The organism is Pseudomonas sp. FSL R10-2189, assembly GCF_009600325.1.
Classification (GTDB): Bacteria; Pseudomonadota; Gammaproteobacteria; order Pseudomonadales; family Pseudomonadaceae; genus Aquipseudomonas; species Aquipseudomonas helleri.
In genome coordinates this window covers 86477-109614 of sequence record NZ_WIVZ01000013.1, presented here as the reverse complement: position 1 = coordinate 109614, position 23138 = coordinate 86477, and the positions used below count along the sequence as shown (strand labels likewise).

Below are 23138 nucleotides of genomic sequence, written 5' to 3'. Positions count from 1 at the left end.
CGAGGCATGCAAGGGGTAGACAGAGACCCCAGTCAACAGTTCAGCCGAATCAGCAGGGCTTTGTTATTGACTGTCAATAAACTTCAATCTGTTCGAAATTGTAGTTGTCATTTTCCCGTGCGCCAGCCGATATTCGCATTTGCTGTTAAAACGCCTCGCACCTTTAAACCGACACTCGATAGTGCTCCACTAAAGACTTAATGAAATCCTCAGCGGTTAACGGACGGGCATATAGATAGCCCTGCAAAAATTCTACGCCTTTAAGTGCGAGATACTCACTTTGCTCTTGAGTTTCGACCCCCTCAGCTACCAGCCCGAGGTTCAGCTTGGCACTCAGGTCAATGATGCTGTCCAGGATCGGGCTGGACAATGCATTTGCCCCGATCATGGCGACAAAGCTTTGATCGATCTTCAAGTAGTCGACGTTGAATTCGTGCAAGTAGCTCAAACTTGAGTGCCCGGTACCAAAGTCATCCAGCGCAATCATGATCCCCATCGCGCGCAGCTCAGCAAACAACTGGTGAGTGATCATGCTGGGTATTATCAACTCGCGTTCAGTCAACTCCAGTACCAACGTAATGCGCCCCGGCGGGAATGCCTCAAGCAACGCACGGCAGTCGTCTATCAGTTCAAGGCTGTGACAGTGGTGAGCGCTAATGTTGAAGCCCAAGTGAAAGCCCGGCACCATGCTGTTGGCGTGAGGCGCCAGTAGCTGTGCAGTTTGACGAAACAGTGAACGGGTCATCGGCACAATGAGACCCGAGTGTTCCGCCAGTGGAATAAACAAATCAGGCCGCACCAACCCTTCAGTTGGGTGTTGCCAGCGCATCAGGACTTCGGCACCGGCCCATTGTTGTGTGTCACTGCGCACCACTGGCTGAAAGTAAGGAATGAACTCGTCGGCTTCCAGCCCGCGTTGCAGTTCGTGGGTGGGTGAGGATAAAGACAAACGCTTTTGCAGCCAGACAACGGTCGCACCGGAAACGCAGCCCAAAAATATAAAAAGGGCCACTAAGCCCAGGTACCGGGCTTTAATAAAACGCCACAACGTGCCTTCACTAAACCCTGCCGTGACGCGATAAGGATATTGCGTAGACGATACGCTTACAGAGGCGACAGGATAAGGCGCAGACGGTGTGTTACGCACCACTGCGTAGCGGTCGATGGAGTTATTACCCACTTGAAACATCATTTGCGTGTACGGGTTGATCAGACTCAAGACATTGATCAAGTGCAGGCCATAGAGGCTGACAATGGCGCCGGCCTGGTCTTTTTCGCGGCGATAAACCAGTAGCGGCTGGTCTGGAGTAACCGCATTGCCGGGCATGAGCCACAACACGCCGTTGTTATAGTCAGCCGCATTGACCGGTTCTTTAAAGTTGCCAAACAGGGATGTGCAATAAATCTGGTTATTCCAGACCAGATTCACTGAGCGGACAAAAGGGCGGCGCGTCACCTGTTCACGAAGGTCCAGTTCAACCTGTTCGCACGGCTGGCCTGCGAGAGGGGATACAACATCTGCGGCCAGCTTGGCATTGTCCAGCATGAGATCGAATTGGCGAACGGCCTCTTTAGCGGTATCACTGGCCTCTGATTCCAGTGACCTGCTGGCCTGCCACACAATGATAAAAACACCCAGGACAATGGGCAGTAACGCGCTGAGTACGACCAGCGCGTAGCGATCGGTCCATTTTCGGGTCCGTTTGAGCGTTAATTGCATTCAAGATCCCGAGGACTGATGGCGACTGCGGCAAGGTGAGATGAATAGACAAAGCCTAGCATTGGTTCAGGGTCATTTCACATGATGTAAGACAAACATGATTACGCCATGTAGAATCCGCTTACGCATACAAGAATAATGACCCCTGTCATCAGGCGTCACCACCGCGTAAGAGATGGCTAAATGAAGATATTCGGGTTTCAACTGATCTACGGAGATTTCCTGGCGCGCAGTGTACGCGGGATCTCCTGTGCGCCACCTGTGTCCCTCAGCATTCTTGGCAAATAACCTACTGTTAATTGTAAAAATGACTCTGATGAGGCGCCAAAATGGCCGATCTATACGAAAACCCAATGGGCCTGATGGGCTTTGAATTCATCGAATTCGCAGCGCCAGTAGCCAATACGCTCGAACCTATCTTTGAAATCATGGGCTTCACTAAAGTGGCCACCCATCGTTCCAAAGACGTGCACCTGTATCGCCAGGGCCATATCAACCTGATCCTCAATAACGAGCCGCACAGCGTTGCTTCCTACTTCGCCGCAGAGCACGGGCCATCTGTATGTGGCATGGCGTTTCGCGTAGCCAACGCGCAAAAAGCGTATAACCGCGCGTTGGAGCTGGGCGCTCAACCTATCGAAATCCCGACCGGCCCGATGGAATTGAACCTGCCTGCCATCAAAGGCATCGGCGGTGCGCCGTTGTACCTGATTGACCGGTACGGCGAAGGCAGTTCGATTTATGACATCGACTTCGTGTTTATTGAAGGTGTTGAGCGTCATCCAGTGGGAGCAGGGCTGAAGATCATCGACCACCTGACCCACAACGTGTATCGCGGCCGTATGGCTTACTGGGCTAACTTCTATGAGAAGCTGTTCAACTTCCGCGAAATTCGCTACTTCGACATTAAGGGCGAATACACCGGCTTGACCTCCAAGGCCATGACCGCACCGGATGGCATGATCCGTATTCCTTTGAACGAAGAGTCGTCCAAAGGCTCTGGCCAGATCGAAGAGTTCTTGATGCAGTTCAATGGTGAAGGCATCCAGCACGTGGCCTTCTTGACCGATGACTTGATCAAGACCTGGGACGCATTGAAAAAAATCGGTATGCGCTTCATGACCGCGCCGCCAGACACCTACTACGAAATGCTCGAAGGTCGTCTGCCTGACCATGGTGAGTCGGTCGAAGCGCTGCAGTCGCGCGGTATTCTGCTGGATGGCTCGTCGGTTGAAGGTGACAAGCGCCTGTTACTGCAAATCTTCTCGGAAAACTTGATGGGTCCGGTGTTCTTCGAGTTTATCCAGCGCAAAGGCGATGATGGCTTTGGCGAGGGCAACTTCAAGGCGCTGTTCGAATCCATTGAGCGCGACCAGATTCGTCGTGGCGTGCTTGAAGCCAACTAAGTAAAGAGCTTGCCTCGCGATCTTTTAAACACGCTAAAGATCGCGAGACAAGCTCGCTCCTGTACGTTCGGCGGTTGGTGTTAAAACAGCCCCGCTGCAATGTTGATCGAAAACCCCAGTACTGCCGTATTGAACAAAAACCCCAGCAGCGAATGGCCCAGCACTGCTTTGCGCATCTCGCGGGTAGCGACTTCTACGTCTGACGTTTGTACCGCAACGCTCAGGGTGAAAGAGAAATACATGAAGTCCCAATAATCCGGGTTCAATTCACCTTCGGGGAAGCGCAAGGCTGGCTCCGTCCCTTCATTGTTATAAAACAGCCGCGCATAGTGCAGGCCGAAAATCACCCCGATCATCAGCCATGAACCCACCACGGTCAGCCCGGTAAAGGCGTAGTGCAACAACTGCTCGGAGTGACGCAGTTGGCTGTTGCCGGTGAGTTCGAGAGTAATCGCCGCCAGGCTGACAACCGCCGCGAAGCTCACGGTGAACAGCACCATGCTGGCATTTTCGTCTTCTATTTCTGCGGTGCGTTTAACGTCGGCCACCTTGGAGCGAAGCATCAACCACAAGGTCAGTAGCAGGTACAGCCAGACACCGGCGTTCCAGCCCAACAGAAACTTGGTGGTCAACGAGGTGGCGGGATTAAAGATGCCGACCGCCAGCCCCAATAAGGTGCCAGCGGTCAGGCGAGGGTGAGTGCGTGCAAGGTGCGGCATCGTCAATACAATCCATGTTACTGGGCATTGCCGAACCTTAGCACGTGAAGCAGGCGTTAACGTTTACGCGGTTTGCTGCGGCTCAGTTTCATCACCACCACAAAGAATACCGGCACAAACACCACGGCCAATGTGGCGACGATCATGCCGCCGATAACGCCTGTACCAATGGCTTGCTGGCTACCCGAGCTGGCGCCCGTAGCAATCGCCAGAGGCACAACGCCGAGGATGAAGGCCAACGAAGTCATGACAATCGGGCGCAAACGCAGGCGAGCGGCTTTCACCGTGGCCTCAACCAGGTCGTGGCCTTCGTCGTACAGGGTCTTGGCGAACTCGATGATCAAAATGGCGTTCTTGGCCGACAAGCCAATAATCGTAATCAAGCCCACTTTGAAGAACACGTCATTCGGCATACCGCGCAACGTCACCGCCAACACCGCACCGAGCACGCCCAATGGCACCACCAACAGCACTGCGGTGGGGATCGACCAGCTTTCATACAGCGCTGCCAGGCACAAGAACACCACCAGCAACGACAGGCCCAACAACAACGGCGCCTGAGAGCCGGAGAGCTTTTCCTGCAGCGACAACCCCGTCCATTCAAGGCCGATGCCTGCCGGTAGTTGGTCAACCAGACGTTGCATTTCCAGCATCGCTTCACCCGTTGTGTGGCCCGGGCCTGCTTCGCCAGAAATACTCACCGCCTGATAACCGTTGTAGCGGGACATTTGCGACGGGCCTTGAATCCAGCGGGCTTCGACAAACGCCGACAATGGCACCATTTTCCCCAGGTTGTTGCGCACATTGATCTTCAGCAGGTCTTCAACCTGGCTGCGTTGATCGCCTTCAGCCTGAACGACAACCCGTTGCATGCGCCCCTGATTGGGGAAGTCATTGACGTAGGCAGAGCCCACGGCGGTCGACAGCACATTACCGATGTCGGCAAACGAAATGCCCAGCGCATTGGCCCGTTTGCGGTCGACTTCGAGTTGCACTTGCGGGCTTTCGGCCAGGGAGTCTTCGCGCACGTTGGCCAGCACCGGGCTTTTCTCGGCCAGGGCCATCAACTCGGTGCGCGCTTGCATCAGCACGTCATAACCGACGCCGCCACGGTCTTGCAGGCGCAACTCAAAACCGCTGGAGGTGCCCAGGCCACTGACCGCAGGCGGCAGAATGGAGAACGCCACGGCGTCTTTGAGCTCGCCAAACGCGGCGTTTGCGCGATCTGCGATGGCCGAAGCGGAATCCTTGATGCCACGGGTCGACCAATCCTTGAAGGTGGTGAACGCCAGCGCGGCGTTCTGCCCGCTACCCGAGAAGCTGAAGCCCAGAATCATGGTCACGTTGCTGACCCCGGGTTCCTCGGCGTAATGAGCTTCGATTTGCTTGGCCACCGCGATCGTCCGGCCCTGGCTGGCCCCCGGCGGCAACTGAATGTCAGTAATGATGAAGCCCTGATCCTCAACGGGCAGAAAAGAGGAGGGCAGGCGCGCAAAACACACCACCAGCACCACCAGCAAGGCACCGTAAAGCAACAGATAACGGCCGCTGCGCTTGATCAGGTGCACCACCCAATGCTCATAGCCTTCAGACAGACGCTCAAACGTGCGGTTGAACCAGCCAAAAAAGCCGCCCTTGGCATGGTGCTCACCCTTGGCAATGGGCTTGAGCAGTGTCGCGCACAGGGCCGGCGTCAGCGACAGGGCCAAGAACGCCGAAAACAGAATCGAGGTCGCCATCGCCACCGAGAACTGCTGATAGATCACGCCCACCGAGCCCGGCATAAACGCCATGGGAATGAACACGGCCACCAGTACCAGGGTAATGCCGATGATCGCCCCGCTGATTTGCGTCATGGCCTTGTGCGTGGCCTCGCGTGGCGGCAAGCCTTCGCTGAGCATGATCCGCTCGACGTTCTCAACCACCACAATCGCGTCGTCCACCAGAATCCCGATGGCCAGGACCATGCCGAACATGGTCAGTACGTTGATCGAGAAACCCAGGACCAGCATCGTGGCGAATGTGCCCATCAGCGCGACGGGCACCACCAGGGTCGGGATCAGCGTGTAACGGATGTTCTGCAAGAACAGGAACATCACCGCGAACACCAGCACCATGGCTTCGATCAGGGTGTACACCACCTTGGTGATCGAGACTTTGACGAACGGCGTGGTGTCATAAGGGATCTTGTACTCAACGCCCTCAGGGAAGTAGCGGCTCAGCTCATCCATTTTGGCGCGGATCATATTGCCGGTACTCAAGGCGTTCGCCTCAGGTGCCAGTTTGACGCTGAAAGCGCTCGACGACTTGCCGTTCAAGCGGGTGCCGTATTGGTACTCCTGGCTGCCGATCTCAACCCGTGCCACATCGCTGACCCGGACCGTGGAACCGTCCGGGTTGGCGCGCAGGACAATATCGCCGAACTCTTGCGGGCTCGACAGTTGGCCTTTAACCAGCACCGTGGCGGTAATTTCCTGGGTCGAGCGCCCCGGCAAATCACCGATGCTGCCGGCAGATACTTGCGCGTTCTGGCTGGCAATCGCTTCGTTGACGTCCGCCGGTGTCAGGTTGAAACCAATGAGTTTTTGCGTGTCGATCCAGATCCGCATGGCCCGTTCAGAGCCATACTGCTGAGCCTTGCCGACCCCTTCAACGCGCTTGATCTCGTTCATCACGTTGCGCGCCAGGTAGTCGCTGAGGGCAACCTCATCCAGCCCGCTGCTCGGGTCTGCGGTCAGCGTTACCAGCATCAAGAAGCCCGAGGAGATTTTCTCCACCTGCAAGCCTTGCTGGATAACGGCTTGTGGCAAACGCGACTCCACCGCTTTAAGGCGGTTTTGCACGTTGACCTGAGCCATTTCCGGGTCGGTACCCGGCTTGAACGTGGCCGTAATGCTGGCACTGCCCAAACTGCTTTGAGACTCGAAATACAGCAGGCCGTCGGTGCCGTTGAGCTCTTGCTCAATCAGGCTGACCACGCTCTCGTCCAGGGTATGCGCCGACGCGCCGGGGTACACCGCATACACTTCAACTTGCGGCGGTGCGACCACCGGGTATTTGGCCACGGGCAGCTTCGGCAGCGCCAAGGCTCCGGCCAGCACAATGAATAACGCTACGACCCAGGCAAAGATCGGGCGATCGATAAAAAACTGCGGCATGCTCACCGATCCGTGGAGTGTGCGAGGGGAGGTGTCGGGTCATCAATTTGCACCTGTTCACCGGGACGTGCGTGTTGCAGGCCTTCGATCACAATGCGGTCGCCCGCCTTCAAGCCTTCGTTGACGATCCAGCGATCATTGATCACGCCACCCAGTTGCACGGGCTGCTGTTTGACCCGGCTTTCAGCATCTACCAGCAGTACCTGCGCCACCCCCGCGCTGTCACGCAGGATGGCCCGTTGCGGCACGCTGATGCCTTGCTTGTTGACCGCCTGTTCCAGACGCACGCGGACAAAGCTGCCCGGCAACAAGTCGCGGTCCGGGTTGGCAAACTCACTGCGTAGGATGATCTGCCCGGTGCTTGGGTCAACGCTGACATCGGTAAACAACAGTTTGCCCGGTACTGGGTAGAGGCTGCCGTTATCGCGGATCAAGGTAACGCGTGCCTGATTCTTGCCAACCTGCTGCAAGTCCCCGGCGCGGAATGAATCGCGCAGGTTGTCGAGGTCACGGGTTGATTGCATCAGGTCAACCTGAATCGGGTCCAACTGCTGGATGCGCGCCAGCGGTGTCACTTCACCCTGGCCAACCAGGGCACCTTCGGTGACCAGCGCACGACCGATACGCCCGGAAATTGGCGCTGTCACGGTGGCATAGCCCAGATTCAGTTTTGCCCGTTGCACAGCGGCCTTGTTGGCGGCGACTTCGGCCTGTGCCTGCAGCGATTGCGCGCGGGCATTGTCGTAGTCCTGACGGCTCACGGCATTGCTGTCGACCAAGGCGCTGTAACGCTGGTCTTGCAGTTTTGCCTGGAGGGCAAGTGCCTCGGATTTGCGCAGTGCTGCTTGCGCGCTGTCCAGATCGGCCTGCAATGGCGCAGGATCAATAATAAACAGCACGTCCCCTTGTTTGACTTCGCTGCCTTCTTCGAAAGCGCGCTTGAGGACGACACCCGCCACCCGCGCGCTGACCTGCGCGACACGCGGCGCAACCACGCGGCCACTCAGTTCGTTATTGATCGACAGCGCTTGCGGGACGATGACTTCAGTGCTGACCTTGACCACAGGCGTCTTTTCTTCAGTGGTCGGAGTTTTACCGCAGGCACTCAAGGCTAAAGCCAGTGCCGAAAAACATAGCGGGACGAAGAGCTTTTTCAACGTTCGTGCCTTCTTATATATGCAGGGTAAGTCTGTAAAAGACCTTGGCATGCTAAGCGCAGCACGCAAAAGGCGTTGTGAAGCTGTGTAGGCGGTGTGTGAAAAAGTGTGAAGGTTCTGCTCCTATCCCTGAGAGGTTGTATATCCTTTGGGTTTTCCCCCGGTTGTAAGCATTTATTATGCCCACTATCTTGCTGGTCGAAGACGACGCCGCACTCTCCGAACTGATCGCCAGCTATCTGGAACGCAATGGTTACCAGGTCAATGTCATTGCGCGCGGTGACCAAGTGCGTGATCGAGCGCGAAACAACCCCCCGGATCTGGTGATTCTCGACCTGATGTTGCCGGGGCTGGATGGTTTGCAGGTCTGCCGATTACTGCGCGCCGACTCCGAAAGCTTGCCAATCCTGATGTTGACTGCGCGCGACGATAGTCATGATCAGGTTCTGGGGCTAGAGATGGGGGCCGACGATTATGTGACAAAACCTTGCGACCCTCGCGTCCTGTTGGCGCGTGTACGCACTTTATTGCGGCGCAGCAGCCTGGCAGAGCCGCATGTCGCCAGCGACCGGATCCTGATGGGCAACCTGTGCATCGACTTGTCAGAACGCACAGTGACATGGCGCGGCGACATCATCGAACTGTCCAGCGGCGAATACAACCTCTTAGTGGTGTTGGCCCGGCATGCCGGCGAAGTGCTCAGCCGCGACCAGATCCTGCAACGTCTGCGCGGCATCGAATTCAACGGCACCGATCGTTCGGTTGACGTGGCCATCTCCAAATTGCGCCGCAAGTTCGACGATGACGCCGGCGAAGCGCGCAAAATCAAAACCGTGTGGGGCAAGGGTTACTTGTTCAGCCGCTCGGAATGGGAATGCTGATTCGTGTTCAAAATTCTCATCCGGCTGTACCTGGTGACCATCGTGACGTTCGCCGGGGCCATTTATCTAGTGCCGGAAATGATCGTGGCGGTGTTTCACGACCGCTTCATGAACTACAACGTGGATATGTCACGCGGCATGCAAGCCTTGCTGGTCAAGCAGTTTGATCAGGTGCCTGCGCAGCAATGGCCCGCGCTGGCACAGGACCTTGATAGCCAATTCGCGCCGCTGCGGATCAACCTGCTGCCCATTACTGACCCGCAATTCAGCACCGCCGAGCAGCACCAGTTGCATCAGGGGCAGGGCGTATTGCGTATCGGTGAGTGGGGCTGGCGCACGCGGGTGGTTTCGCCGCTGAACGGCGAGCAGGCCATCGAACTGGTGATGCCGCCTGATCCGTTCGACCTGAACGTGCTGTATTGGAGCATCAACGTGTTGATTGGTGCGGCATTGCTCGCGGGCTTATTGCTGTGGCTGCGCCCGCATTGGCGCGATCTTGAGCGCCTCAAGCGCACGGCAGCACGTATCGGCCAGGGGCAGCTTAGCGAGCGTACGCAGATATCTCCACGCTCCAACATCTACAGCCTGGCCAGCGCCTTTGACACGATGGCCCAGGACATCGAGAACCTGCTCAACCAGCAGCGTGATTTGCTCAACGCGGTCTCACATGAGTTGCGTACCCCATTGACCCGCCTCGATTTTGGCCTGGCGCTGGCACTCTGTGATGACCTGCCGCCCGCCAGTCGTGAGCGCTTGCAGGTGCTGGTAGGGCATATTCGCGAGCTGGATGAATTGGTGCTGGAATTGCTGTCGTTCAGCCGTCTACAAAACCCGGCGCTGGTCCCTGAGCGCATCGAGGTGTCGTTGGCAGAGTTTATCGACAGCATCCTCGGCAGTTTTGACGAAGAGCTTGAAGCCCCGGAAATCGTTCTCGATGTGATGTTGCACGGCACCGAAGAGCGTTTTGTCCTCGACCCGAGGCTGACGGCCCGGGCTTTGCAAAACCTGTTGCGCAACGCTATGCGTTACTGCGATCGACGGATTCAGGTGGGGGTTAGCCTCAATGCCAAAGGCTGCTCGTTGTGGGTGGATGACGACGGCATCGGCATTCCCGAGCAAGAGCGGGAACGAGTTTTCGAACCTTTTTATCGCCTGGACCGCAGCCGCGATCGGGCAACCGGTGGTTTTGGTCTGGGGTTGGCCATCAGCAGGCGAGCCCTGGAAGCCCAGGGCGGCACCTTGAATGTTGAGCAATCGCCGTTGGGCGGGGCGCGTTTCAAGCTGTGGTTGCCAGTCTGACGCAACGTAGCGCGGGCGAACCCGCGCCTTGCCTCAGATCAAGCGGCGTTGGCGGCTCACGTGTTTCAAGCCTTCAAGCACCAGAACCGCAACGGCCAGCCAGATCGGGCCATAGGTCAGCCATTGACCGTCTTCCAGGCTATCGCCCAGTAACAGGGCGACGGCCACCAGCAGCACTGGCTCAACGTAGCTCAGCAGGCCAAACAAGCTGAAGGGCAGCAAACGGCTGGCGAGAATATAAGAAAAGCCGGCGGCCGCACTGATGACCCCCATCAAGGGCACCAGCCAATACAGTGCCTGGCGTTGCGCATCGAGGTCTACATGCTGGCCTGCCAGCACAAACCACAGCGCAACCGGGACCATCAGCAGCATGTCCAGCCATAGACCGCCCAGGTTATCGATGCCGATCTTCTTGCGCAGTACGAAGTACATCGGGTAGCCGATGGCCACAACCAGTGTGGTCCAGGAGAACCCGCCGGTGCGGTACAACTCGTTCGCCACGCCAATCACGGCAAGGGCGGTGGCTATTTTCTGCAAATGCGAGAGATGCTCGCCGTAGACAATGCGCCCGGTGAGAATCATGGTCAGTGGCAGCAGAAAGTAACCCAACGACACATCCAGGCCGTGCCCGTTGAGTGGCCCCCACATGAACATCCATAGCTGCACGCCGACCAGAAAGCTGGTGATTAGTACGCAAGGAATTAGTAGAGGTTTATCTCGTAAGCGATTGAAAATTATGGGAACCCATTTCCAATCACCAGAGAAGCAGATAAACAGAGTCATGAAGGGCAGCGAGATCAGTATTCGCCAGCCGAAGATTTCCTGGCCATCAAGGGGCCAAAGCAGGGAAGTGAAGTAGTACAGGACGCCAAACAAGCATGAAGCCAAAATCGATAAAACAATACCTTTAGACACAACAACCTCAATGGATCTACAGCGTTACTCATGAGAGTGGGCACATAGATTGAGGTTGTTGGAGGCCGTTGGCAAACTCCTTTTAAACCAGTAACTTGCCTCAAATACTTACAGAAAACGTTCAAACTCTAAAAAACTAAGCAAATACTGGGCCAAATACGTTTTAAACGAGCGTTCGTGTTTTCTGAAAAAGTGATTAACGGTAGTTTGGGCCACACTCGGGTCGGCTCAAACGCTACACAGACCGACGCTGGCGCACCAAGTGTTTGAACCCTTCGAAGATCAGTACCATCACCGCCAGCCAGATCGGGATGTACGTCAGCCATTGGCCTGAGCTGATGCTTTCGCCCAGCAGCAGGGCGACAAGAACCAACAACACCGGTTCAACATAACTGAGCAAGCCAAACAGGCTGAACGGCAGCATCCGGCTGGCAATGATGTAGCTGATCAGGGCCAGGGCACTGATGCCCCCCAGAATCGGGATCAATACATACAACGCGGCTCGCTCGCTGGCCACGTCGAAACCGTGTTCGCCGCTTTGCACGAACCACCAGGCAATCGGGATCAGCAACAACATGTCAAACCACAAACCGCCGAGGTTGTCGGTCGCCATGCGTTTGCGCAGCACGAAATACACCGGGTAACCAATGGCCACCAGTAGCGTGGTCCATGAGAACCCGCCCACGCGATAGACCTCGTTGGCCACACCGATGGTGGCCAGGGCAGCAGCAATTTTTTGCAAGTGCGACAAGTGCTCGCCAAACACGATGCGCGCGGTCAGCAGCATGGTCAGCGGCAGCAAAAAGTACCCCAGCGACACATCCAGGCTATGCCCGTTAAGCGGCGCCCACAGGAACAGCCAGAGTTGCACCCCAACCAGCGCGCTGGAAGCCGCCAGCACGCCCCACAACCGAGGCTGCTTGCGCAGGCGGGAGAAGATCACCGGGACGTGTCGCCAGTCACCCGAGAAAAACATGAACAGCGTCATGCATGGCAGCGTCAGAAGCATCCGCCAACCGAATATCTCAGCCCCGCTCAGGGGCCACAGCATGGACGTGTAGTAATACATGACACCGAACAGGCTCGATGCCAGAACCGATAAAACAATACCTTTGGACACAACAGCCTCGTTGAAACGCACTTTATGATTTTTAGGAAGTGCATAGCTTGAGGCTATGGAAGGAGCAGGGCAATAACATAAAAGAGGTAGGGGTTTGATCCCGCAGGGTTAACCGATTCAGTCGCGGTAAAACACTTGCACCAGGTGATAGCCAAATTTGCTCTTCACCGGGCCGTGCACCACGCGCAGCGGCTTTTTGAAGATGATCTGATCGATCACCCCGACCATCTGTCCCGGACGCACTTCGCCCAAGTCCCCCCCGCGTTTGCCTGACGGGCAGGTCGAGAACTTTTTGGCCAGCACATCGAAGGCTTCGCCTTTGGCAATGCGCTGCTTGAGCGACTCGGCTTCTTCGGCGGTCTTGACCAGAATGTGGCGGGCTTGAGCTTTCATGGGGCAGATACCTTGCAACTGTGGGGCTTTTTACGAGGGCGCGGATTATGCCTGAGTTTTCTCCAGGTAGCGCGGCAAGTGCAAGCGCACGCGGGTGCCGGCGCCACTTTCGCTGATGATGCTGACGTGCCCGCCGGACTGCTGGGCAAAGCCGTAAATCATCGACAGGCCCAGACCGGTGCCTTGGCCCACCGGCTTGGTGGTAAAGAACGGATCAAAGGCCTTGGCAAGAATTTGTGGGGTCATGCCTGCACCGTTGTCGCTGACCTCGAACATCACATACTCACCGGCCTTGATCGGTTCAAGCGTGCTGGACTGGCTGTCCGTGAGGTAGGTGTTGGCGGTGCGCACGACCAACTCGCCGCCTTCCGGCATGGCGTCGCGGGCATTGATAATCAGGTTGAGCAGGGCGCTTTCGAGCTGGCCGCTGTCCGTGTTCACGGCCCAGATGTCCTCGCCCAGTTCGACGTGCAAATCAATATTGGCCCCTTTGGTGCTGCTGAACAGCGCTTGCAGTGAGCTGACCAGTTGGTTGGGGTCCAGCGGCCTGCGATCCAGTGATTGGCGCCTGGAAAACGACAGCAATCGGTGGGTCAGGGCCGCTGCACGCTGTGCCGAAGACACGGCTGCGTCGGTAAAGCGGCCCACTTCAGTGATCCGTCCGGCCGCGATATAACGCTTCATCAAGTCCAGGCTGCCGAGAATCCCGGTGAGCATGTTGTTGAAGTCGTGGGCGATACCACCCGTTAACTGGCCGACGGCTTCCATTTTCTGGGCATGCCGCAAAGCTTCTTCGGCCCGTTCACGCTCTTGCATCTCGCGTTGCAGTTGTGCGTTGGCTTCGGCCAATGCCTGGGTGCGCTGCGCAACGCGCTCCTCAAGGGTTTCATTGAGATTGAGCAGCGCTTGTTCGGTTTTTTTACGCTCGGTGATGTCCAGCGCCGCGCCCATAAAGCGTTGAGCACTGCCTGGGCCGCCGGAAAAACAACGGCCCCGGGCAAAAATCCAGCGCACCTTGCCGTCCAGGTTCTGCAGGCGATATTCCTGGGCATACTCGCCGTTGCGGGTCACGCAGTCCTTGATCGTACGGGTCAGCAGTGCGCGGTCATCAGGGTGCACGCCTTGCAGGTAGGCGGTGATCGGCAATTGCCCGGAAAGCTGCGGCTCGATGCCGTGCATTTGCGCGAAGCGGCTGTCGGTCACAAACAGGTCCTGGTCAATGTTCCAGTCCCAGGTACCGACGCCGTTGGTGGCGGTGAGTGCCAGTTGCAGACGCTCTTCAGTGTCATGCTGGGCTTTGCGGCTGGCCAGAGAGCGTTGGCGCAACTTGATGGCGGTGCGCCTGCGACGCGAGGTCTTGACTGCCGTCATCAGGATGCCCGCCACGTTGCCTTGCTCGTCATGAACCGGGCTGAAGGTCAGGTCCAGCCAGAGTTCGGTGGCGTGCTTCTGGTCCGGGTAAAGAAAGTACTGGTCCAGGTACGAGCGGCTTTGTCCGGCCCACACCGAGGCAATCACCGGTCGACTGAACTCTGCGTATTCCGGCCAGCTGAAATGCAGCGGCTGAGCAAAGCCTGCCGGGTGCTTGTTGCCCGCCAGTGCGGCAAAACTGTCGTTGTAGATTTGCGTCAGTTCTTCGCCCCACAGCAACAACATTGGCATGGGTGAGAGCATGACCATTTGCGCACTGGTGCGCAGGCTTTGCGGCCAGTCATTGATCTGGCCCAAAGGGCTGCGTGCCAACGCCGTGAGTTGGCGGGTGGTAAAAACGGCGCTCATGGATAAGTCCCGAGTGTGAAGCTAAAAGAAGTGTATTTAATGCCGGATAGCGGCTAAAGGCTATTAATGATCTTGAAAAGCCCGTGCTTGAGCGTGCGACTAAGGTCCAATGAGTGTCCAGCATAGCCTTTCGTACAATTGCGCCCCGTTTTTACAGGCAAGGGATTCGCGTCGGTATTTCACCGCAGGTGCGACGTCCCTTGTTTTTGTTGCGCGAAAGATTCGCTGCTGGAGCATGGTCATGGTTCATCCTTTTTCATCGTTGAAGCAAAGCCGCATGGCGCGTATGAGTGCACTGGCCGTGTGTGCCGGTTTCGCTGCCCAGACGCAGGCCGGCGGTTTTTTTGAAGACAGCAGCGGCTCGCTGGAGTCGCGCACGGTGTACTTCAATCGCGACTTCCGCGATGGCAGCAGTTCAAGCCCTCAAGGCGCTTCCAAGCGCGACGAGACGGCGCAAGGCTTTATCCTCAACCTGCAATCGGGTTACACCGAAGGCACCGTCGGCTTTGGCCTCGACGCGCTGGGCATGCTGGGGATCAAGTTGGACTCCAGCCCGGCCAACAGTAACAGCGGCCTGCTGCCTTCGACCGGCAGCGATCCGCGTCGTTCCAAAGATCAATACGCCAAAGGTGGCCTGACCGCCAAAATGCGTGTTTCCAAGACCGTGCTCAAGTACGGCAACTTGCTGCCTGACCTGCCGTTGCTCAAGTACAACGACGGCCGTTTGCTGCCCAACATCTTCAACGGCGCGATGCTGGAGTCTCAGGAAATCAAAGACCTGAAGTTCATGGCTTCGCGTCTGGACCGCTACACCGCACGGGACTCCACCGACTCCCAGGACCTGCGGCTGAACTGCAAAAACAAGCGTTATGCCTGCAACATCACGGCTGACCATTTCACCATGTACGGCCTCGATTACAAGGTTAACGAGCAACTGACGGCGCAGTACCACTACGCTGAGCTGCAAGACATTTACCGTCAGCAGTTCATTGGCCTGTTGGCCAAGCAACCGATGGGGCCGGGTGTACTGGCCGCCGATGTGCGCTTGCTGAAAAGCGATGACAGCGGCTCGTCCAGAGCCGGAAATATCGATAACCGTGCCTTTGGCACTCTGCTGTCGTACTCGTTGGGCGGTCATAAATTCGGTGCCGGTTGGCAGACTCTGAACGGCAAGACCTCAATGCCGTACCTGGATGGGACCAACCCGTACCTGGTCAACTATGTTCAGGTCAATGACTTCGCCAACGCGCAAGAGCGTTCGTGGCAACTGCGTTACGACTACGACTTTAAAGCCATGGGCATCGACGGTTTGTCCTTCATGACCCGTTACGTAAACGGCGACAACATCAAAGTGGTTGGCCGCAACGAAGAAGGCAAAGAGTGGGAACGCGACAGCGAGCTCAAATACGTGGTGCAGAGCGGGCTGTTCAAAGACGTCAGCGTGCGCTTCAGAAATGCCACCTACCGCACCAACTACTCAAAATTCGCCCGCGACGTCGACGAAACACGACTGATCGTCGGCTATAACCTGTCGATCTGGTAGCCATCCCCCCTGTAGGAGCGAGCTTGCCTCGCGATCTTTTAAAAGATCAAAAGATCGCGAGGCAAGCTCGCTCCTACAGGTGTATCAATCCAATTGGTGGCGGTACGGCAAATCCGGCCCGGTTTTGCTGCAGGTCAGCGCCGCCGCTCGGCATGCAAAATCGAGCAGGGCGGCGATGTCCGCTTTGCTCAACTGCTGCAAACCTTCGATTGAATCCCGCTGCTGCTCGGTTAACCAGGCAATCACCGCAGCCTGAAAGGTGTCACCCGCGCCCACGGTATCGGCCACGGTTACCGACTGTGCTGGCACCGAATATTGCCCGTGTTCGCGACTGAATACGCTTGCGCCCTGGGCACCCCGGGTCAAAAACACCAACTGACAACGCTGACTCAACCAGGATTGCGCGATTTGCTCCGGGTCTTGTCCCGGATACAGCAACTCAAGGTCTTCATCGCTGACTTTAATCAGGTCGGCATAGGGGATCAGTTGCTTGATCCGCTGGCGCCACACCTCGATATCCGGCTCGGGGTTGAGCCGCACGTTCGGGTCAAGGCTGATCAGGCGCTTGCCGCTTTCGCGTTGCACCAATGCCAGCAACGTATCGGCAATCGGTTGCACCACCAACGAGAACGAGCCGACGTGCACGCCACGTACCTGCGGCCCCAGCGTTGGCAAGTGCTGCACGTGTAATTGCCGGTCGGCACAGCCTTCACCGCGAAAGCTGTAGTTGGGCACGCCATTGGCATCCAGAGCGACCATGGCCAGGGTGGTGGGTGCATCGATCTCCCACCAATACTGATCCGTCACGCCTTCGTTGAGCAGGACCTGTTTCAGGCGTTTGCCCAGATAGTCCGTGGAAAGCCCGGCAAACAATCCGGCTTCGACGCCCAGTCGACGCAAGCCCACGGCTACGTTGAAAGGCGAGCCACCGGCAATCGCATTAAAGCCGACTTTATTCGGCAAGCCAGCCGTGTCCGCCTGGGCAAAAAAATCAAATAACGCTTCACCGCATACCAGGTACATAAGTCTCACTCGGTTAAGGCGCTTACCTGCTCTCGGTAGCGCTGATAAGCCTGTTCATAGGCGAGGACATGGGTCGGGTCGGGGTGTGTCTGGCTGTTTGACTCTAGCCGCACGCAACGTTGGCAGAGGTCTTCAAGGGTCTCGGCACCTGCGCTGACACACCATGCCGCCTGAATGGCCGCCCCCAGTGCCGCCGCTTCGCTTTGTTCGGTACAGACCACCGGGGTGTTCATGATGTCGGCCACCATCTGGCGCCACAGTGCGCTTTTGGAGCCGCCGCCAACCAGGCGGATGGCCTGACTTTGCAGGCCGTTGCGGCGCAATAAATCCAGACCGTAACGCAAACCAAAGGTGGTGCCTTCGATGGCGGCGCGGCACAGATTGGCCTGAGTCATATTGGTCAGGGTCAGGCCCTGAACACTGCCGGTGGCGTGGGGCAGGGCGGGCACCCGTTCACCGTTCAAAAACGGCAGCATGCTGACCCCGTCGGCGCCAATCGGGGCCTGGCTGGCCAGCGTGTTAAAGACCTCGACGGACAACCCGAACAAGTCACGAACAGCGCTGGTGGCATTGGTCAGGTTGAGGGTGCAAATCAACGGCAGCCAGCCGCCGCTTGAGGAACAAAAGCTCGCCACCGAGGCATCCGGGCTGACCTGCGCTTGCGCATTAAAAGCGTACACGGTGCCCGACGAGCCGAGGCTCATGGTGATGATCCCCGGGCTGATATTGCCCGTGCCGATGGCGCCCAGCATGTTGTCGCCGCCACCGCTGGACACCACGGCATTCGGGTTGAGGCCCAGCAAGTGGGCGACGTGCGGGCGCAGTGTGCCGACCGCTTGATGGGGCTCCAGCAGCTCCGGCAATGCCTGCTCGAGACGCCCGTCGGGGTCGATATGGCGCAAGATGCCGAGGTCCCACTGGCGGGTTCGCACATTGAAATAGCCGGTGCCGGAAGCGTCGCCGTATTCACTGCAATAGCGCCCCGTCAGCCAGAAGTTCAGGTAGTCGTGGGGCAGCAGAATATGCGCGGTCTGTTCAAGCACCTGCGGATGGTAACGGCGTGTCCAGAGCAATTTGGACACGGTATAACCCGGTGCAATCACCAGCCCCAAGCGTTCCAGCGAACCGGTATCACCGCCCAGCCAGTCCAGCAATTGTTGGTTTTCGGCGCTGGACTCGGTGTCACACCAGAGTTTGGCCGGACGCAGGACATTACCCTCTACGTCGAGCAATACCAGCCCGTGCTGTTGGCCGCTGACGCCGATGCCCTGAATCTGCAGACCGCTGACCCCGGCGTTGGCCAGGGCCTGGCGGGTGGCGATTTGCAAGGCCTCCAGCCATTGTTGGGTGTCTTGCTCGCGACGGCCGTTTTCGCCCTGGATTAATGTGTGAGCGGCAGCCCCCAGCCCCAGCACCTGGCCGGACTGGCTGTCGAGGACCAGAGCTTTGGTGCCCTGGGTGCCGCAATCGATGCCCAGATATAGATGTTTCATAGAAGCTTGGCCTTGCAGTACGTGTGGTCGCGGACGAGGGTGGGGGGGGAGGCGCTTTTACAGCCGCGCCAGATTCTCAAGCGTCCCGCTCACGCCCACTTCACGCAAACTGTTGAGGCACCACTCAAACGCCGCCACAAACTCGGCCGACTGCGCGATTGCCGTGCCAAAAATCTCCTCAACCCCCAGCAGGCGCTGCACGATCAGTTCGTCGTCAGCCACCAGCGCCTGGCAGAACTCAGCACGCGGGTCCGGAATGGCATAGGTTTGCCCGGTTTCATCAACCCCTTTGAGGTATAACGCCCACGCCGCGACCACCAGGGCGGCACGCTTCAATTCAGCGCCGTCGGCAATCAGGCGATTGATCGTCGGTACGGTGAATTTGGGGAATTTCGACGAGCCGTCAGAGCACACCCGCTCCAACTGGTCGGCAATCGCCTGATTGGAGAAGCGCTGCACCAGCGTGTTTTTGTAGGCTGTAAGGTCAATACCCGGCACGGGCGCCAGTTGCGGGGTGACGTCTTTGTCCATATAGGCGCGCATGTACGCCACAAACAGCGGGTCGTTCATGGTGTCGTGGACGAAGCGATAGCCCTTCAAAAAGCCCAGGTACGTCAGCGCCAGATGGCTGCCGTTGAGCAGTTTGATCTTCATTTCTTCATAGGGCGTCACGTCATCGGTGAGCTGCACGCCTACTGTTTCCCAGGCGGGGCGGCCGTTGCTGAATTTGTCTTCCAGCACCCATTGAATAAACGGTTCACACACCACCGGCCAGGCATCGTCGATGCCCAACTGGTCGTGCAGCTGCAAACGGTGTGCGTTGCTGGTCATGGGCGTAATGCGGTCGACCATAGCATTGGGGAAGCTGACGTTGGCAGCGATCCAGTCGTGCAAGTCCGGGTTGCTCAACGCGGCGAAGGCCAGCAGGGCTTTGCGGGCCACCTTGCCGTTATGCGGCAGGTTATCGCATGACATCACGGTAAAGGCCGGGGTGTTATTGGCGCGGCGCCGGGCGAGGGCGGCACACAAAACGCCAAACACCGTGCGCGGTGCGTGCGGTTGGGCCAGGTCCTGCTGAATTTGCGGCAGGTAAGCCATAAACTCGCCGTTGCTGTCGTCGATGCAGTAGCCACCTTCGGTGATGGTCAGCGAGACGATGCGGATGTGCGGGCTGGCCAGTTTGTCGATCACCGCTTGAATGCTGTCTTCGGCCAGCAGCATGTCGCTGATCGAGCCGATGATGCGGCTTTGCGTGTTGTCGCTGTCGCCCAGTTCAAACAAGGTATAGAGGTAGTCCTGGCCGGCCAGGTCGTCACGCACTTTGCGGTCTTCGGGGCGCAGGCCGATGCCGCAGATGCTCCAGTCCAGATCGCGCCCTTGATCCATTAGCGCATCGGTATAAAACGCCTGATGCGCGCGGTGAAAGCCGCCGACCCCGAAGTGCGCGATGCCGTGCTGCGTATCGCTGTCGAGGTAGGTTGGCTTGGCCACTTTGGAGGTCAGGTTGTCGAGGTTACGACGGTTCAATTTCATGGGTGCGATCTCAAAAAAAGCGCGTCAGAGTCAGGCAGCAGCGCGCAAGGAGCGGCTAATGGCCAGCCCTTGGGCATCAAATAAATGGCAATGTTCACTGTCCAGATGCAGGTGCAATTGCTCGCCGTACTGGCTCGCCATGTCACCGCGAATACGCATGGTCAGGGGTTCACCACAGGCGGTAATCACGTGGCAATAAGTGTCGCTGCCCAGACGTTCACCAACGTCAGCGGTAACCGTCAGGGTGCACTCGCCGGGCTTGGCCAGGTTCAGGTGCTCGGGGCGAATGCCCAGTGTCACCTCGCTGCCCAGGCTCAGCGAAGGGCTGCTCAATGGCAGTTGAATGCGTGTGCCCGCGTTCAGCGAGACTTCGCAGCTATGGCTATCGAGGCGGCTGACTTTGCCTTTCAAAAAGCCCATTTTCGGCGTGCCGAGAAAGCCTGCGACAAACAGATTGATCGGGTGGTGATACAGCTCCAGCGGTGAGCCGACCTGTTCGATTTTACCGGCGTTGAGCACCACCACCTTGTCGGCCAGGGTCATGGCTTCGACCTGATCGTGGGTCACGTAAATCATGGTGGCTTGCAGTTCCTGATGCAGGCGCGCCAGTTCCAGGCGCATTTGCACCCGCAGTGCCGCATCCAGGTTGGACAGCGGCTCATCAAACAGGAAAATCTTCGGGTTGCGCACAATCGCCCGGCCAATGGCCACGCGCTGGCGTTGCCCGCCAGATAGCTGCTTGGGCTTGCGTTCAAGCAAGGGCGCCAACTCAAGGATGCGCGCCGCTTCGTTGACCTTTTTCTCGACGTCGGCCTTGGGCACGCCCGCCAGATCAAGGGCAAACGACATGTTCTTGCGCACGGTCATGTGCGGGTACAGCGCGTAGGTCTGGAACACCATCGCCAAGTCACGCTTGGCCGGGCTGACTTCGGTGATGTCACGTCCGTCCAGGGAGATGGTCCCGCCGGTGACTTCTTCAAGCCCGGCAATCAGGCGCAGCAGGGTCGATTTACCGCAGCCCGACGGGCCGACAAACACCACGAATTCCCGGTCATTCACTTCAAGGTCAATGCCCTTGATGATCGACAGCCCTTCGAAACCTTTTTGCAAATTCTTGATTTTCAGGTTGGCCATGATGAGCCTCCAGTCGTTATTTTTATTTAACAGCGCCGAAAGACAAGCCGCGCACCAGTTGCTTCTGGCAGATCCAGCCGAAAATCAGGATCGGCGCGCAGGCCAGGGTCGAAACGGCCGACAATTTGGCCCAGAACAACCCTTCAGGGCTTGAATAAGAGGCGATCAGGGCGGTCAGCGGTGCAGCGCTGGAGGACGTCAGGTTCAGCGACCAGAAGGCCTCGTTCCAGCACAGAATCAGCGACAGCAACAAGGTCGACGCCAGGCCGCCCTTGCTTATGGGTAGCAGCACGCGAATCACCTCTTGCCACAGGGTGGCGCCGTCCAGCCGGGCGGCTTCGAGGATGTCTTTGGGGATGTCCTTGAAGTAGGTGTAAATCATCCAGACCACAATCGGCAGGTTGATCAAGGTGTAGATGATGATCAGCGCGACGCGGGTGTCGAGCAGGCCGAAAGTTTTGGCCAGCAGGTAAATCGGCATCAACACGCCCACCGGCGGCAACATCTTGGTGGAGAGCATCCACAGCAGCGTGCCTTTAGTGCGCTTGGTTTCGTAGAACGCCATGGAGTAGGCGGCCGGGATCGCAATCATCATGCACATAAGGGTGGCGGTGAACGAGATCACCACTGAGTTCCAGGCAAAGTGAAAGTAGCCACTGCGCTGCTCAATGTGCAGGTAGTTTTCCAGCGTCGAGGTGAAGATAAACTGCGGCGGCGAGGCGAACGCGTCGAGTTCGGTCTTGAAGCTGGTCAGCACCATCCAGAAGATCGGGAAGAAAATCAGGATCGCAATAGCCCAGGCCAGGGTGCCGAGCAGCACGCTTTGCAGACGGCGGGATTGTTGGAGTGTCATCACGTGATCCTCACGACTTGTCTGTCAGGTTTTTGCCCAACATGCGCACCAGAATAATGGCGGCGATGTTGGCGATGACCACAGCGATCAGCCCACCGGCCGACGCCATGCCGACGTCGAACTGCACCAGTGCCTGGTTGTAGATCAGGTAGGCGAGGTTGGTCGAGGCGTAGCCGGGGCCGCCGTTGGTGGTGGTGAAGATTTCGGCGAACACCGACAGCAAGAAGATGGTTTCAATCATCACCACCACGGCTATCGGGCGGGCCAGATGCGGCAAGGTCAGGTGCCAGAAAATCGCGATCGGCCCTGCGCCATCGAGGCGGGCGGCTTCTTTTTGCTCCTGGTCCAGCGACTGCATGGCGGTCATCAGGATCAAAATGGCGAACGGCAACCACTGCCACGAAACAATGATGATGATCGACAGCAGCGGGTAATGCGCCAACCAGTCAACCGGCTGTGCGCCGAAGAACTTCCAGACGGCCGCGAGAATCCCTGATACCGGGTGGAAAATCAGGTTTTTCCAGATCAGCGCGCCCACCGTGGGCATGATGAAAAAGGGCGATATGAGCAATATCCGGACAATGCCGCGACCCATGAACTCAGTGGCTTCCAGCAGGGCGCTGATCAACACGCCGAAGACTACGCTGATCAACAGCACGCTGCCGACCAGCAGCAAGGTGTTGGTGGCGCCCGGCAAGAAACCCGAGTCGGTCAGGAAGTAGGTGAAGTTTTCCAGCCCTACAAACTGGTTTTCGCCGGGGTAGAGCAAGTTGTAGCGGATCAGCGAAAAGTACAGGGTCATGCCCAGCGGCACGATCATCCACAGCAGCAACAGCGCCACGGAAGGTGAGACCAGAAACCAGCCGGGGTTGAGCAGCCGTGTTTTACGCACCTGCGGCGGTGCGTCAATCGCTGTCGTAACAGTCGAAGTTGTCATGGTAAATACCTGAAAAATAGCGCAAAGCGTTTGTGGGAGCGGGCTTGCTCGCGATCGCATCACCTCAGTGAATCA

18 protein-coding genes are annotated in these 23138 nt (G+C 57.6%); 4 read left to right on the top strand and 14 right to left on the bottom strand.

Annotation, left to right across the window (positions count from 1 at the left end):
* Positions 1-163: 163 nt before the first annotated feature.
* Positions 164-1720, bottom strand: coding sequence for an EAL domain-containing protein (locus GHO32_RS11955; protein ID WP_153335909.1), 1557 nt, complete (start codon positions 1718-1720; stop codon positions 164-166).
* A 329-nt stretch (positions 1721-2049) separates the two neighbouring features.
* Here GHO32_RS11955 and hppD point away from each other — a divergent pair, with 329 nt between their 5' ends.
* Positions 2050-3126 (top strand): 4-hydroxyphenylpyruvate dioxygenase, encoded by a 1077-nt coding sequence (hppD, locus tag GHO32_RS11950; RefSeq protein ID WP_048371743.1) that lies wholly within the window; start codon positions 2050-2052, stop codon positions 3124-3126.
* 80 nt (positions 3127-3206) lie between these two features.
* Here hppD and GHO32_RS11945 read toward each other — a convergent pair whose 3' ends face one another.
* Genes GHO32_RS11945 through GHO32_RS11935 form a run of 3 tightly spaced genes read right to left on the bottom strand, consistent with a single transcriptional unit; the run spans position 3207 to position 8211 of the window.
* Positions 3207-3845 (bottom strand): DUF1345 domain-containing protein, encoded by a 639-nt coding sequence (locus GHO32_RS11945; RefSeq protein ID WP_123749092.1) that lies wholly within the window; start codon positions 3843-3845, stop codon positions 3207-3209.
* A gap of 56 nt (positions 3846-3901) precedes the next feature.
* Positions 3902-7003, bottom strand: coding sequence for an efflux RND transporter permease subunit (locus GHO32_RS11940; RefSeq protein ID WP_153335910.1), 3102 nt, complete (start codon positions 7001-7003; stop codon positions 3902-3904).
* A gap of 2 nt (positions 7004-7005) precedes the next feature.
* The gene (locus tag GHO32_RS11935; RefSeq protein WP_372239820.1) at positions 7006-8211 is read right to left on the bottom strand and encodes an efflux RND transporter periplasmic adaptor subunit; all 1206 of its coding nucleotides are present in this window, start codon (positions 8209-8211) and stop codon (positions 7006-7008) included.
* Between the two features lie 128 nt (positions 8212-8339).
* On the opposite strand from GHO32_RS11935, the gene GHO32_RS11930 reads away from it, so the two are divergent.
* Both GHO32_RS11930 and GHO32_RS11925 read left to right on the top strand, forming a co-directional pair.
* Entirely contained in the window at positions 8340-9041 is a 702-nt protein-coding gene (locus tag GHO32_RS11930) for a response regulator transcription factor (protein ID WP_048371735.1), read from the top strand.
* 3 nt (positions 9042-9044) lie between these two features.
* Positions 9045-10340 carry an ATP-binding protein gene (locus GHO32_RS11925; protein WP_350575382.1) on the top strand — a complete coding sequence of 432 codons (1296 nt, stop codon included), beginning with the start codon at positions 9045-9047 and terminating at the stop codon, positions 10338-10340.
* 33 nt (positions 10341-10373) lie between these two features.
* On the opposite strand, the gene rarD (GHO32_RS11920) is transcribed toward GHO32_RS11925, so the two are convergent.
* From rarD (GHO32_RS11920) to GHO32_RS11905, 4 genes are all read right to left on the bottom strand, one after another.
* On the bottom strand, positions 10374-11255 hold the full coding sequence (gene rarD / locus GHO32_RS11920) for an EamA family transporter RarD (RefSeq protein WP_368668361.1): 882 nt from the start codon (positions 11253-11255) through the stop codon (positions 10374-10376).
* Between the two features lie 235 nt (positions 11256-11490).
* Positions 11491-12375 (bottom strand): EamA family transporter RarD, encoded by an 885-nt coding sequence (rarD, locus tag GHO32_RS11915; protein ID WP_048371730.1) that lies wholly within the window; start codon positions 12373-12375, stop codon positions 11491-11493.
* A 117-nt stretch (positions 12376-12492) separates the two neighbouring features.
* Complete coding sequence (locus GHO32_RS11910; RefSeq protein ID WP_019409622.1) at positions 12493-12768, bottom strand: peptidylprolyl isomerase; 276 nt, start codon at positions 12766-12768, stop codon at positions 12493-12495.
* Positions 12769-12813: 45 nt separating this feature from the next.
* Entirely contained in the window at positions 12814-14547 is a 1734-nt protein-coding gene (locus tag GHO32_RS11905) for an ATP-binding protein (protein WP_178113879.1), read from the bottom strand.
* Between the two features lie 241 nt (positions 14548-14788).
* Between GHO32_RS11905 and GHO32_RS11900 the strand changes: the two genes are divergently transcribed.
* A complete protein-coding gene (locus tag GHO32_RS11900; RefSeq protein ID WP_153335912.1) occupies positions 14789-16090 on the top strand; it encodes an OprD family porin in 1302 nt (433 codons plus the stop codon).
* A gap of 84 nt (positions 16091-16174) precedes the next feature.
* Here GHO32_RS11900 and GHO32_RS11895 read toward each other — a convergent pair whose 3' ends face one another.
* Genes GHO32_RS11895 through GHO32_RS11870 form a run of 6 tightly spaced genes read right to left on the bottom strand, consistent with a single transcriptional unit; the run spans position 16175 to position 23063 of the window.
* The gene (locus tag GHO32_RS11895) at positions 16175-17113 is read right to left on the bottom strand and encodes a carbohydrate kinase (protein WP_153335913.1); all 939 of its coding nucleotides are present in this window, start codon (positions 17111-17113) and stop codon (positions 16175-16177) included.
* Between the two features lie 5 nt (positions 17114-17118).
* Complete coding sequence (gene xylB / locus GHO32_RS11890; protein ID WP_153335914.1) at positions 17119-18606, bottom strand: xylulokinase; 1488 nt, start codon at positions 18604-18606, stop codon at positions 17119-17121.
* Positions 18607-18663: 57 nt separating this feature from the next.
* Positions 18664-20139, bottom strand: a complete 1476-nt coding sequence (locus tag GHO32_RS11885; RefSeq protein WP_153335915.1) for a mannitol dehydrogenase family protein — start codon at positions 20137-20139, stop codon at positions 18664-18666.
* Between the two features lie 30 nt (positions 20140-20169).
* Positions 20170-21273 carry an ABC transporter ATP-binding protein gene (locus GHO32_RS11880; protein WP_153335916.1) on the bottom strand — a complete coding sequence of 368 codons (1104 nt, stop codon included), beginning with the start codon at positions 21271-21273 and terminating at the stop codon, positions 20170-20172.
* 22 nt (positions 21274-21295) lie between these two features.
* Entirely contained in the window at positions 21296-22129 is an 834-nt protein-coding gene (locus GHO32_RS11875) for a carbohydrate ABC transporter permease (protein ID WP_368668360.1), read from the bottom strand.
* A 7-nt stretch (positions 22130-22136) separates the two neighbouring features.
* On the bottom strand, positions 22137-23063 hold the full coding sequence (locus tag GHO32_RS11870; RefSeq protein ID WP_153335918.1) for a carbohydrate ABC transporter permease: 927 nt from the start codon (positions 23061-23063) through the stop codon (positions 22137-22139).
* Positions 23064-23138: the final 75 nt, after the last annotated feature.